This window comes from Bacteroides sp. HF-4919, from assembly GCF_018860125.1.
This window is the reverse complement of the sequence record NZ_JAHKNF010000014.1, coordinates 1-12,999: the sequence shown is the minus strand read 5'-3', so window position 1 is coordinate 12,999 and position 12,999 is coordinate 1. Positions and strand designations below refer to the sequence as shown.

The window sequence follows — 12,999 nt, the reverse complement described above, 5'->3', positions numbered from 1 at the left end:
AATAAACAGTAAAAGTTATGGCAGAAAAGACAAGATATTCGGATGCGGAGTTAGAAGAATTCCGTGCCATCATTAATGAAAAACTGGAACTAGCACAACGTGACTATGAACAGTTAAAACTGAGCTTAATGGGGCTGGACGGAAATGACACAGATGACACGTCCCCCACATATAAAGTCTTGGAAGAAGGAGCAAATACATTGTCGAAAGAAGAGACTACACGTTTGGCTCAACGCCAACTGAAGTTTATTCAGGGTTTACAGGCTGCTCTTGTACGTATCGAGAATAAAACGTATGGTATTTGCCGTGAAACAGGAAAATTAATTCCGGCAGAACGTCTGCGTGCCGTGCCTCATGCTACACTGAGCATTGAAGCAAAGAACAGTGGAAAGAAATAAATAGTAGGCTACGAGCTACCTATTGCAAGAGACAAGTGTATACACGGCAATATCGTGTTTCTCTTTAGCTTGTAATTGGTAGCTCGTAACTTATATAACTGATAGCTTAACAAAATGAAGAAACTACTCACGAAAGGACAAATCGCTCTGCTCGTCATTTTTTCTGTGCTGATCATTGATCAAGTGATTAAAATCTGGATCAAGACTCATATGTATTGGCATGAGAGTATCCGTATTACAGATTGGTTTTATATTTATTTTACCGAAAATAATGGTATGGCGTTTGGAATGGAGATATTTGGAAAACTCTTTCTGACTACATTCCGAATCGTTGCAGTAGGCTTGATAGGGTGGTACTTATATAAAATAGTAAAAAGAGGATTAAAAACCGGATATATCATTTGTGTATCGTTAATCTTGACCGGTGCACTGGGTAACATTATTGACAGTGTTTTCTATGGAGTCTTTTTCAACGAAAGCACACATTCACAAATAGCCAGTTTTATGCCCGAAGGAGGTGGTTACTCCACTTGGTTCTATGGTAAAGTAGTTGATATGTTTTATTTCCCGATTATCGATACAAACTGGCCGGCATGGATGCCTTTTGTAGGTGGAGAGCATTTCATTTTCTTTAGTCCGATCTTCAATTTCGCAGATGCCGCCATTAGCTGCGGAATTATTGCCTTATTACTGTTCTATAGCAAATATCTGAATGATTCATACCATCATTCTGTGACCAAAAAGTAAAAAAGAGGTAATGAAAAAGTATTTCCGGTTTCAATTATGTTGTATCTGTCTTTTGGTACTGATAACATCTGCTTGTAAGGTGAAAAGACCTGATAGCGTTATATCAGAATCACAGATGGAAAATCTGCTATACGATTACCACATTGCCAAAGCGATGGGTGAGAACATGCCTGGTGGCGAGAATTACAAAAAAGCACTGTATGTAGAAGCTGTATTTAAGAAATATGGTACAACAGAAGAAGTTTTTGACTCGTCTATGGTATGGTATACACGCAACACAAAAATACTATCGGAAATCTATGAAAAGGTAAATAAAAGGCTGAAAGCCCAACAGGATGCCATCAACCACTTAATAGCATTGCGTGATAATAAGCCTAAGATGTCTGCTCCAGGCGACAGTATTGATGTCTGGGCATGGCAGCGGGTTGCCCAGTTTACGGGATCTCCATTGAATAATAAGTTCACGTTCACATTACCTTCTGATACAAATTTCAAGAAACGTGATGTATTGCTCTGGAAAATACAATATAACTTCCTGGATGGAATGCCGGACTCAACAATGGCTCCGGTAATGGCCATGCAGATTGTTTATAAGAACGACAGTGTGACCAATAGTTGCACGAAACATATATTTGAATCAGGAATTCAGGACATTCGTCTTCAATCAGATACGATGACTATCAAGGAAATAAAAGGATTCATTTTCTATCCGCAATCCCAAAAGTTAACAACACTTTTGGTTAGCGACATTTCGTTGACCCGTTATCATGTAAATGACTCATTAACACAAATGGGAAAAGACTCTTTAAATGCCGACTCAATAACAGAAAAAAACAAAGTAGATTCTATCCGGAAGAAAGCTCCCCAAGATACTATTCAAACGACGCCGGTACATCAACGGACTAATCCAAAGGATTTGAGCCGCCCCAATAACGATGTCCGTCCCGTTAAACCGGAACAACGAGAGAAAGAGCAACAAATAGAAAAAGAAAAACAGCAATTAGAAAGACAGCAACGAACAAATCCAAGGAGGCCATTGCGTCGTCAGAATAATTAGAAGATAAGATGAAACGTTTTGCTGCACATTATATATTTATTCCGGAAAGTGGATTTTTTAAACTGCATGCCATAGAAATGGAGGGAGAGTATGTCTATCGTATTTTTCCCTGTAGTGAAGAAATTGAATCTGTAGAATGGTTTCCCGGTGTCATTTTATTGATTCCGCAAGAAAGGATGGATATAAATAATACTTTGTTCAACTTAACCAATACCGGTGAACAAAGTATTACTATTCCGGAAATTACCTCATGCATGAAATGGCAGGCTTATTTGTTATTTCCATTTGACTTTGCTACAATGCGGCCTGTCGCCGAAACTCAGCGCAGACAATTGCGGTAGCAATGGCTACATTCAATGATTCTGAGGTCTCGCGTTCCTGAGGATAATTTGGAATGTATAACTTACGGTTTACCAGCTTTTCCACTTCGGCTCCAATACCATTTCCTTCATTCCCCATTACTATTATTCCATTCTTTGACAAAGGCTGCTCATACATATTCTTTCCATCCAGAAATGTACCATATACCGGTACATTTCCCAGTACATGAATCAACTCTGGCAATGCGATATAATGTACTTTTACTCTGGCAATGCCTCCCATAGTAGCTTGTATGGCTTTAGGATTAAAAACATCAACAGTATTGGGCGAACAGAAAATGTGTTCAATACCAAACCAGTCTGCAAGACGAATGATTGTCCCAAGATTACCGGGGTCTTGAATATCATCCAAAGCTAAACATAAAGAGTTACGAATAACTTCTGTATCGATCTCGTACTTCGGTTGTTCAAACAATGCCAGTACTTGTTGAGGGCTCTTCAACAAACTGGCACGAGATAAATCCTCAGGACCGACTTCAATTACCTCCACAGCCTTAACTGCAGAATGTTCTCTAAGCCATTCCGAAGTGGCCGCCAAAAACTTGCAAGGGAAATGTCCCAGTAAATCACCTACCAATTTGGGACCTTCTGCCAGAAAGACTCTTTCTTCTTTCCTATTTTTTTTTAATTCCAGCGATCGGATATATTTAACTCTATTTTTACTTAATGTTCCCATCTAACTCTAATTTTACGGCAAAGCTATAAAGATATTCCCAATTAACTATTATATTTCTAATCCTTTTTATGTCTTTATTTTCTTACCATTAACAAACTTTATATTGATAAATATAAACTATCTACTTAAATTTAGTAGATTTGTAATACATCATTATATTGATATCCAGAACGAAGAAGGTATGCCCAGACACATAAAATACAATAAAGAAAGAAGAACAGTATCTTCTCTTAAAAAATAAATAAGCTCTGATTGGCTGCAGCAAATCCAGATATTAATCCTAATGTATAACCTTTAAAAACGAATTAAAATGTTGAACGAAAAAAGAACTCAAAAAATTATGAAGAGCAAATTTCTGATATTTCTGCCGGTAGTAGCCATGTTGCTATTGTTTAGCAATTGCGGGAGTAAAACAAGTAACGAGCAGGCTGTTACCGAAGTGAAAGACTCTGTAAGTGCCACACAATCCCTTAAAGAAGAAGTTGTACCGGACTCTGTAGCTATACTAAAAGACGTAGTGTATGATGTCGTTGATAGTGCTCCTACATTTCCGGATGGAATGAAGGCATGCTTACAGTTTATTGCAAAGAGCATCAAATATCCGGCCCAAGCTATTGAAAACAAGGAAGAAGGTCAGGTAGTAGTTCAGTTTATTGTTTCTAAGAATGGTAAACTGCTTAACCCGATTGTTGTAAAAAGCATATCTCCGCTACTTGATGCGGAAGCTATCAGAGTGGTAAACTCAATGCCTGATTGGATTCCTGGAAAGCACAAAGGCGAAAATGTAAACTCACGATTTACACTTCCGGTCAGGTTTAGGCTTAAATGATGTAATCATCTATAAAAATGCCGGAAGAGTAGAAATGCTCTTCCGGCATTTTTATTTCCCAAAACAAAAAATATGGTTTATATTTGTAACCTATTTGGCGTAATCTATTAAAAACCGTATATGAAGAAAGGGGTTCTTTACACGATTCTTCTTTATTTTGTTTTGTCACTGGCTTCGTGTTCTGCCACTAAGTTTGTGCCGGAGGGTTCTTATTTGTTGGATGAAGTAAAAATACATACTGATAATAAAGACATAAAACCGTCGGACATGCGACTTTATGTGCGACAGAATCCTAACTCGAAATGGTTCAGTGCAGTCAAGACTCAACTGTATGTGTATAATTGGTCCGGAAGGGATTCTACGAAATGGCTCAATAAATTCTTGCGCAAGATAGGAGATGCTCCGGTTATCTATAATGAAGCCGATGCTATCCGTTCGCAAGAAGAAATTGCAAAAGCAGTGCAGAATCTCGGCTATATGGGAGCTACCGTAAAAAGAACCATAAAAACTAAAAAGAAAAAGCTAAAACTGTTTTATGAAATCAATTCAGGCAAACCTTATACTGTACGCACACTGAAGTATGATATTTCTGATAAGAAAATAGCCGAATATCTTCAAAATGATTCTACCAAATCAACGTTGAAAGAAGGAATGCTTTTCGATGTAAACACACTTGATACGGAACGGCAACGTATTACAGACTACTTATTGTGTAACGGTTATTATAAATTTAATAAGGATTATATTACTTATACGGCAGATACTGCCCGCAATACTTATCAAGTAGATTTGACTTTACATCTGTTGCCCTATAAAGCTTATGTTGGTGATGTTCCTAAAGAACATCCTCAGTACAAGATCAACAAAATCAATTTTATTACTGATTATGATGTCTTGCAATCATCAGCTCTGAGCAGCATTGAAATTAATGACTCTTTGCATTATAACGGATTCCCGATCTATTATAAAGACCAACTGTATTTACGTCCTAAAGTGCTCGTAGATAACTTAAGATTCACCTCCGGAGATTTATATGATGAACGTAACGTACAAAAGACCTATACTTATTTTGGGAGGCTTTCAGCTCTCAAGTATACTAACATTCGTTTTTTTGAGACACAAAATGACGATAGTACCAGACTGAATTGCTATGTAATGCTAACCAAAAGCAAGCATAAATCCATTTCTTTTGAGTTGGAAGGTACTAATTCGGCAGGTGATTTGGGAGCTGCCGCGTCCGTTTCTTTTCAACATAGAAATTTATTTCGCGGCTCAGAAACTTTCATGGTAAAATTCCGAGGAGCTTATGAGGCCATATCCGGATTACAGCCGGGATATAAAAACCATAATTATACTGAATACGGAGTTGAAACAAGCATCAATTTCCCCAGTTTCTTATTTCCCTTTCTTACTTCTGACTTTAAACGGCGGATAAGAGCAACGACAGAGTTCGGACTACAATACAATTATCAATTACGCCCCGAGTTCTCCCGCACCATTGCTTCGGCTTCATGGAGCTACAAATGGATGCAAAAACAAAAGATTCAGCACCGCATCGATTTATTGGATATCAGTTACCTCTACCTTCCCTGGATTTCTCCTCAATTCCAGGAAGACTATATTGATAAGGACAAAGACAACTACATCCTCAGATATAATTATGAAAATCGTCTTATTGTACGTATGGGATATACTTATAACTATAATAGTGCAGGAGGAACCCTTGTCAATAATACGATAACTTCCAATTCTTATTCCATACGGGCAGGCTTCGAATCTGCAGGCAACATTCTTTACGGAGTCTCTAAAATGATTAATATGAGAAAGAATAAAGATGGGGAATATGCTATTTTAGGGATACCTTATGCACAATATTTGAAAGGTGACTTTGATTTTGCCAAGAATATTATAATCGATCATCGCAATTCCCTTGCGTTTCATGCGGGGATAGGAGTTGCCGTACCTTATGGAAATGCCAAGGTAGTTCCTTTTGAGAAACGTTATTTCTCAGGAGGAGCCAACAGCGTAAGAGGATGGTCTGTACGTAATTTAGGACCGGGCTCTTTTGCCGGCGATGGAAATTTCATGAATCAGTCCGGAGATATCAAATTGGATGCAAGCATCGAATACCGGACCCGTCTGTTTTGGAAGTTCCGCGGAGCGGCATTTATCGATGCAGGTAACATATGGACTATCCGTGAATATGAAAACCAGCCGGGAGGAGCTTTTGAATTCGACAAGTTCTATAAGCAAATCGCAGTGGCTTATGGATTAGGGCTCAGACTGGACCTTGACTTTTTTGTACTTCGTTTTGACGGAGGTATGAAAGCTGTAAATCCTAAATATGAGAAAACAAAAGAACGTTATCCTATTATTCATCCTAAATTTAGCCGTGATTTCGCATTTCATTTTGCTGTAGGCTATCCATTCTGATTCTATTAAGGATAGAGATAAAAAAAAGATGAAACTGACTCTCAGAGCGGTTTCATCTTTATATTTATAGTTATTTCGATAATCAGCGTGCTGCAAAAAGCAGTCCGCCCATTGTAGCCTGACGTGCAGCCATCATACCTTGTGCATCAAGAGTTACGTTCATCTTTTCTCCATTCGGTAAATTCATTTCAGCAGTACCGTCATTGTTCATTTTCAACAATTCCGTGCTGACTCCGTCAGCAACAACATTCCAAGTGTTTGCTTCTTTGTTATAAATCAACTCCATAGCTGAATCTTCACCTTCTTTAGTGATGGAATAACCATTCTCAAGGGTCTTTACCAGATAATCTCCGTTCTCACCCTTTACTTTCTTCACATCACCTACATTAGCCATAGGATTGGTGCCACTCCAGAATTCGATTGAGTTAATTACCAATGCATCTGCCAGATAAGCGACACCATATACCGGAACGATATTTAAAGCAAGGAAAACAAGTTCATTTACAAATTTTGTACCAATGGACTGATTCCATGACGAAATGCGATTGAACAATCCGAATGATCCTACACATGAACTAAACAGGATAGTACCACTGAGAAAAATGGCAGCAACCAAAGTTAATCTGTTCTTTTTCATACTAATTTTTTTATTTGTTATTAGGTTAATATTATGGATCATTTATATAAAAACGATCCTGTTATAATCTGCAAATATACTCTTTTTAGCTAAAGAGAACAAATTTAGGTTACTTTTCTGCTTACATTTTCCTTTTGTTTCGGAGTTGCCGGCCTATCATATAATCGACAGAATATTTCCCCGGTCCGCTTATATACATCAAAATAAAAACAATCAAATATACTAATGCCAATTCTTTCATTGCAAATGCATCATTTGCATGAATAACAAAGAATGCAATACCCATAGTAAAGATCATTGGAATCATGGCCAACCTGTAAAGAAAACCTATAATAAAGGCCATCGAACATACTAACTCTGCAAAAATGGCCAACCCCAAGGAGAGGGGAGAACCTAATCCCAACGGATCAGGAAAGGATGTGGAAAGTTCCTGAAAATTACTCCATTTTTGTATGCCATGATTCATTAACAATAATCCAAACGAGATTCTTAGAATCAGCAGGAATGCGGATGCTCCCATACTGTCTGGTTTAAGAGGAAATAAAAATTTGTAAATCATAAGTTTATATTTTTAGATTTTATAATATAAACAACTATCCGTTTTGTATTGTTTACTTGATACAGATCAAATAATAGCCAGATCCCCCCAAAAAGCAATATCAAAATACAACTCATGAATTATCATTTTTGTTGTATCGGCGAATGACAACTAAAATGAAAGGAATGTGATCATGAAAAAAATAGGGAAGTTTCTGAGAAGCTGTCTGGAGGAGATTGGCAGAAATACTCTTAAAGAATATGGCTACTCTGATGACAAATAAATCTCTTACTGATGTTATTATTGGAGAAATGTATCGTATTCTCAGGAACAATGCATTTATTTTCATCCGAATATGCAAAAAAAATGTAATACGAACATCTTTTCAAAATCCAACCTGTTATATAGTCAATAAAATAAAGGGATTATGGAATATATAATTATTTATATAGCTTTTTTGCTTATCACGTGGGCATTTATAATGAAAAGTATACATGATGCACCGGAAATGGAGGATACAGAGAGTAATCCTCTATAGAAATAAAGGAGGATTGATACTCTGAATAGTATAAAATCCTCCTTTATTATTCTTATTTATTATTATTTTCCGAAGAAGGAGCAATGTAATCTTCTTTAATGAATTCGTCATACACCTTTTTCGGATGATCAAACGGAGCTACTCCAGTGCGATTTTCATTAAAATTCTCACGTCTGAATTTCTTCAGTTTAAGATTATCCTCAGCATATTCCCGGAGTTTTTTCTTTTCATGCCCATACAATGAACTATCCAAAACTTCCGAATCCAATAAACTCTCTTTAGGAGTTATAGACGGCAATAAGTTTTGTTCTAATAACCCACGATAAGCACCGTTGTATTCACACCACACACAATCTCCCAATATAAACAGCCGATAAGTGTATCTGGACCATGCTGTTTTAATAGTAACCTCACGAGAGTAGATCTCCACAGTTGCCTCCGAATCGAATGCACGATCACGGATTACGACTAATTTCCTACCTGAAATATCTTCCTTAATAAGGGTCGTCCATCTTTCGGAATTTAGAATTTCCCCGATTATTTCAGGTAACTTTTCCTTAATTTCAAATTGTATTCTCATATCATTCGCCTGTGGGCCAGGACTTATTAATTGCCCCCAATTATAATCTATTTCCTAAAGATAGTAAGTTTCAAGCAATAAAACAAAATAAAATCCATTTTTTTCCAGTCTTTTTGCTATAATTATCTATCTATTTACTATCAAATACATAAAAACGGAGTAATCGGAAATTTTTGTTGGCATTCATCTTTATGTAAAAAGGGACAGTCCGATTGCAGCCCATAAAAATGATTAAAGTACACCTAAGGAAATATAATCAGAACTTAACCACAGGAGCGGTATACATTTCTTTTTATTGGTTGTAAAGACCCAATTATAAAATAACAAATCACTTTACTATAAAGTGCTGAAACATAGAAAATAAACTTTTCAGACCGATAGTTAAAGTCCATCTTACGGGCTAAGATCTACATCTTAGCTCGCAAGATACACATCTTGGCCCGCAAGATCTGTATCTTAGCTGCCAAGATGAACTTGAATTATAGGAAGCAACCATTTTCCCAAGGATCAAAAGATACTCCTCCACCTGAACCTTTAGGTTTCATTATTGATGGACTATCCTTACTTATCAGGAAAAACATCAATACGAAGAAGGTTGTGTGACAAAGGCATCGCTAAGATGCAGAAATATAAAGAGAGGAGCACCAACAAAAATTTCCGATTAATTCAATATCTTGTTGAAGAACAGAAGCAAAATAAAAATAAACACATAAAAAATCCACTACATTTTTATATGCAGTGGATTTATAACGAATTGTACACCCTCAGGGACTCGAACCCTGGACCCATTGATTAAGAGTCAATTGCTCTACCAGCTGAGCTAAGAGTGCATGTTATCAAGCGTTCTTGATTTCGGGTGCAAAGGTAAACCTTTATTTTTAAACTGCAAATGTTTGAAGGAATTTTTTCGTCTAAAGAATGTCTTTTATTCTGTCTAATGAAACACTTGTATCTTTTTAAGTATTCATTCATAAATAATCATACATGATAAATTGTCTCATTTACAATAATCTATATTAGACCAAGAAGCGTTGAATTAAGATTTAGTAAAGAAAAAACATATTCCGGTCAAAGATTAAGTTTTAAAAAAGTTTTTTTAATCGCACATTAAAGCATTTTATATAGTACGATTTACGTAAACTATTATAATTCAACAGATAAATGTATAATACCTCTTATAATATATAATTTATAAAATTATCTGTATCTATTTAATTAGATTTATATTACAATCTTCTAATGAAAAAAAATCAATATATCAATAAATTATAAATATTCATTTCATCTATATTTCTTTTAATGTATTTTTGTATCCGAAATAAATAGCAAGGCTAAAAATCTAATAACAAATGAACTTATATCTAAAACACACATTTTCCTACTTGTTGGGCATATCTTACGCTTTATTATCTTCGGCACAGCCCAACTCGGACAAACTACAATGTAAAGTGACAGGACGAATGCTTCTGGATGGAGGCGTATATCTTAAAAATGATAACCATTTTGGTAATGGAGTGGAATTTGGTGATCTTCGCATAGGCGCAAAAGTTGCTTATCAAAACTGGAATATGAAAGTTGAAATAGGCTATACGGGCAATAAAGCAGCAATCAAGGATGCTTACGCAATGTATACACAAAAAAAGCACACTATACAGGTTGGACAATTTTATGAACCCTTCAGCTTAGAAATGCTGTGTAGTACTTTCGACCTTCGCTTTAATCAATCTCCCGGAGTCGTTCTTGCCTTGACAAACAGCCGGCGAATGGGAGTCGCATATAGCTATAGAAGTAAACGTTACTATTTGTCGGGAGGGACATTTACCGACAATGATGTCAATAATCTGAAAAATGTTTCACAAGGCTATGCGTTGGATGGCAGGATAGTATATCGACCGGTATTTGAAGATGAGAAGCTTATCCATATAGGGTTTGCAACAATCTATCGTACTCCTGACGGTTCATTGAATGAAGAAGACAAAAACGTATTTTCTTATAAATCTCCTGGAGTGAGCACGATTGACAACCGAAACATTGTTGCAGCCACTGTCGACCATGCGACACATCAGATAAAGTTTGGCACCGAATTATTGGTTTATTATCACCGTTTTTGTCTGCAAAGTGAATATATACGCACACATGTGAAGCGGGATGATGCATTTGAAAATTATGTAGCACAAGGTGGTTATCTTCAATGCTCTTGGCTTTTAGCCGGTCAGACTTATTTATATGACGAATCAGTCGCATGTCCCGGCCGGCCGAAAGGAAAAAGCCTGGAGCCTGTTCCCGATTTAATTATCTAACACTTAATGACGGAAAAGCTGCTATCTGGGGAGGAGAACAAAAAGATATCTCCGTTGGACTTAATTATTACATTAATAAATACATCGGAGTAAAATTAAACTATAGCTATATGATACCCGGAGCTAATATAAAAGAGATAAGCAACCAAAACTTCAGCGTAGTTCAGGGAAGATTCCAATTCATTTTCTAATCAATAGTCTTTAATATATTCAAGTTATACTATATTTCATAAGATGCTCACTGTTTATCTCTTCACAACCCAAGAGATAAACAGTGAGCATAAACGGATGACTTATAATAAATAAATTCGTTCTACCTGCCTTTTCTTTCCAAATCCCTAACGGCTGGAATACACATCATCAAAACGGCGGTAAGCACAATTGCTATTCCGCAATAAATGAAAATATTGGCTATCCCCAGATTATCAGCAACAAATCCCGTAATAAACAACCCTATAATAGAGGGGAGTAAGCTCACGCTATCAAAAAGTGAAAATACCCGTCCTAAATATGCCGGTTCAAATTGAGTTTGAAGCAATGAAGTAAAAGGTCCGGAAAAGAACGGAACAACTATGCCCTGTGCTACTGTTAGTATGGCAAAATAGATAAAGCCTTCAGCCGGAAGCACTCCACAGAATGCCAACGCCAGACCGAGTAAAAAGTAAGAGGTGGCAATCAGCAGAATTTTCCGTATCTTAGGATTCCAAACACCCAGCAATGCACCACCGGCCAGCATGCCTGCACCGAAAAGGGCCTCTATCAAACTCACCTGATATGCCGTTCCCGAGAAATTCTTCAAGGTCATCAATGGCATCAAAGCTACCATAGGCATAACAAAAAATGTAACAAGAACTTCTGTTACCATAACCCAACTGACTCCTTTGTTGCGCATGATGACATTAAACCCATCTCGCATATCATAAAGCACATTCTTAGCAGAAGCATTTTCTTTTTTAGGATTAGGAATATACACAAAAAGTAAAGCTGTACAAGCTATTATGGCTCCAAATACATCCAAAAGCATAACAAGGCTCATGTCGAAGGCAAGCAGTAATATAGCCCCGAGAGCCGGTCCACCGATGTTACATACTGACTGAATCGCCTGGTTGATACCTGCAATGCGCATAAGCTCTTTCTCGGGTGCCAGCAATGGCACAGACGATTTCATGGCAGGCGTATGAAATGCACCACCGACAGAGCGCAACATAAGCAAAAAATATATATGCCATAGCTCAACTGTATTAAGATAAAACAACAATGCAATTATACCGGAACAAAGGGCGACGAAGCTATCTGCTCCAATCATAGTCCACTTACGATTCCAACGATCGACAAATACACCGGCAAAAGGACCTAATACCGCCTGTGGCAATAGGGCAGCAATTGTTGCAAATGACAATACTTCTGCAGAACCAGTTTTAAGACTAATCCACAAAACAATAGAGAACTGGGCAATAGAACTACTTAGTATAGAGAATAGCTGCCCGGTCCATATAATAATAAACTTTTTCTTCCAATTATTCATATTAAAGTTGAAATAAGATAAAGAATGAGATCATTCCTCTGTTGCATTTATACAGGAGGAAAAGAAGAATGAGATATACCATTACGAGAAAAGGCATATCAAAATAAGGTGAAACCGTAGCTAAGCCAGTTCCAAATAATCGACAAGTATGTCAAACAGATAAGTTGTTTTCATCAATTTTATTCTTTGCGGCGACAAAGATAAGATAATATTTCAAAATGTCACAAAAACAAAGAGGGTGTCCGAAAAGGGTACCCTCTAACTTTTTTCTTTTTTTGTGATTTATCCAACAACTTATAAAAATGCCCCTCATGAAACTCAATTTTCTCCCTTTATCAGTCTTATAATCCTTTCCATCCCT

General features: G+C 36.9%; 11 protein-coding genes, 1 tRNA gene and 2 pseudogenes. 7 read left to right on the top strand and 7 right to left on the bottom strand.

Features of this window, described 5'->3' with window-relative positions:
* Positions 1-17: 17 nt before the first annotated feature.
* The 4 genes from KO473_RS19710 to KO473_RS19695 all read left to right on the top strand — a co-directional run bounded on the left by KO473_RS19710 (position 18) and on the right by KO473_RS19695 (position 2,543).
* Positions 18-398 (top strand): TraR/DksA C4-type zinc finger protein, encoded by a 381-nt coding sequence (locus KO473_RS19710; RefSeq protein ID WP_005777736.1) that lies wholly within the window; start codon positions 18-20, stop codon positions 396-398.
* A gap of 114 nt (positions 399-512) precedes the next feature.
* Positions 513-1,145, top strand: a complete 633-nt coding sequence (locus tag KO473_RS19705) for a lipoprotein signal peptidase (protein WP_005777738.1) — start codon at positions 513-515, stop codon at positions 1,143-1,145.
* Between the two features lie 10 nt (positions 1,146-1,155).
* On the top strand, positions 1,156-2,202 hold the full coding sequence (locus KO473_RS19700; protein WP_122130586.1) for a DUF4296 domain-containing protein: 1,047 nt from the start codon (positions 1,156-1,158) through the stop codon (positions 2,200-2,202).
* An 8-nt stretch (positions 2,203-2,210) separates the two neighbouring features.
* Positions 2,211-2,543, top strand: coding sequence for a hypothetical protein (locus KO473_RS19695; protein WP_005820248.1), 333 nt, complete (start codon positions 2,211-2,213; stop codon positions 2,541-2,543).
* On the opposite strand, the gene KO473_RS19690 is transcribed toward KO473_RS19695, so the two are convergent.
* A complete protein-coding gene (locus KO473_RS19690; RefSeq protein WP_005777744.1) occupies positions 2,497-3,258 on the bottom strand; it encodes an RNA methyltransferase in 762 nt (253 codons plus the stop codon). The two genes, KO473_RS19695 and KO473_RS19690, sit on opposite strands and share 47 nt — an antisense overlap.
* 340 nt (positions 3,259-3,598) lie before the next feature.
* Between KO473_RS19690 and KO473_RS19685 the strand changes: the two genes are divergently transcribed.
* Complete coding sequence (locus tag KO473_RS19685) at positions 3,599-4,087, top strand: energy transducer TonB (protein ID WP_227560225.1); 489 nt, start codon at positions 3,599-3,601, stop codon at positions 4,085-4,087.
* 120 nt (positions 4,088-4,207) lie between these two features.
* Complete coding sequence (locus tag KO473_RS19680; protein ID WP_005820250.1) at positions 4,208-6,520, top strand: BamA/TamA family outer membrane protein; 2,313 nt, start codon at positions 4,208-4,210, stop codon at positions 6,518-6,520.
* Positions 6,521-6,602: 82 nt separating this feature from the next.
* Here the strand turns inward: KO473_RS19680 and KO473_RS19675 are convergent, their stop codons facing one another.
* From KO473_RS19675 to KO473_RS19660, 4 genes are all read right to left on the bottom strand, one after another.
* On the bottom strand, positions 6,603-7,157 hold the full coding sequence (locus KO473_RS19675; RefSeq protein WP_005806068.1) for a DUF3332 domain-containing protein: 555 nt from the start codon (positions 7,155-7,157) through the stop codon (positions 6,603-6,605).
* 121 nt (positions 7,158-7,278) lie between these two features.
* Positions 7,279-7,716, bottom strand: a complete 438-nt coding sequence (locus KO473_RS19670) for a DoxX family protein (RefSeq protein WP_005806070.1) — start codon at positions 7,714-7,716, stop codon at positions 7,279-7,281.
* Positions 7,717-8,285: 569 nt separating this feature from the next.
* Positions 8,286-8,813, bottom strand: a complete 528-nt coding sequence (locus tag KO473_RS19665) for a hypothetical protein (protein ID WP_005806074.1) — start codon at positions 8,811-8,813, stop codon at positions 8,286-8,288.
* 757 nt (positions 8,814-9,570) lie between these two features.
* Positions 9,571-9,643 (bottom strand) — tRNA-Lys (locus KO473_RS19660).
* A 519-nt stretch (positions 9,644-10,162) separates the two neighbouring features.
* On the opposite strand from KO473_RS19660, the pseudogene KO473_RS19655 reads away from it, so the two are divergent.
* Positions 10,163-11,304, top strand: a pseudogene (locus KO473_RS19655) (OprO/OprP family phosphate-selective porin).
* Between the two features lie 122 nt (positions 11,305-11,426).
* On the opposite strand, the gene KO473_RS19650 reads toward KO473_RS19655, so the two are convergent.
* Both KO473_RS19650 and KO473_RS19645 read right to left on the bottom strand, forming a co-directional pair.
* On the bottom strand, positions 11,427-12,638 hold the full coding sequence (locus KO473_RS19650) for an MFS transporter (RefSeq protein ID WP_005777761.1): 1,212 nt from the start codon (positions 12,636-12,638) through the stop codon (positions 11,427-11,429).
* 151 nt (positions 12,639-12,789) lie between these two features.
* A pseudogene (locus tag KO473_RS19645) lies at positions 12,790-12,999 on the bottom strand (hypothetical protein); the annotation flags it as partial.

What these genes read in the sequence shown, in the direction of transcription:
- KO473_RS19680 (WP_005820250.1), top strand. Translation starts at nt 4,208, where the DNA reads ATGAAGAAAGGGGTTCTTTACACGATTCTTCTTTATTTTGTTTTGTCA.
- KO473_RS19685 (WP_227560225.1), top strand. Translation starts at nt 3,599, where the DNA reads ATGAAGAGCAAATTTCTGATATTTCTGCCGGTAGTAGCCATGTTGCTA.
- KO473_RS19700 (WP_122130586.1), top strand. Translation starts at nt 1,156, where the DNA reads ATGAAAAAGTATTTCCGGTTTCAATTATGTTGTATCTGTCTTTTGGTA.
- KO473_RS19705 (WP_005777738.1), top strand. Translation starts at nt 513, where the DNA reads ATGAAGAAACTACTCACGAAAGGACAAATCGCTCTGCTCGTCATTTTT.
- KO473_RS19695 (WP_005820248.1), top strand. Translation starts at nt 2,211, where the DNA reads ATGAAACGTTTTGCTGCACATTATATATTTATTCCGGAAAGTGGATTT.
- KO473_RS19710 (WP_005777736.1), top strand. Translation starts at nt 18, where the DNA reads ATGGCAGAAAAGACAAGATATTCGGATGCGGAGTTAGAAGAATTCCGT.
- KO473_RS19670 (WP_005806070.1), bottom strand. Translation starts at nt 7,716, where the DNA reads ATGATTTACAAATTTTTATTTCCTCTTAAACCAGACAGTATGGGAGCA.
- KO473_RS19690 (WP_005777744.1), bottom strand. Translation starts at nt 3,258, where the DNA reads ATGGGAACATTAAGTAAAAATAGAGTTAAATATATCCGATCGCTGGAA.
- KO473_RS19665 (WP_005806074.1), bottom strand. Translation starts at nt 8,813, where the DNA reads ATGAGAATACAATTTGAAATTAAGGAAAAGTTACCTGAAATAATCGGG.
- KO473_RS19650 (WP_005777761.1), bottom strand. Translation starts at nt 12,638, where the DNA reads ATGAATAATTGGAAGAAAAAGTTTATTATTATATGGACCGGGCAGCTA.
- KO473_RS19675 (WP_005806068.1), bottom strand. Translation starts at nt 7,157, where the DNA reads ATGAAAAAGAACAGATTAACTTTGGTTGCTGCCATTTTTCTCAGTGGT.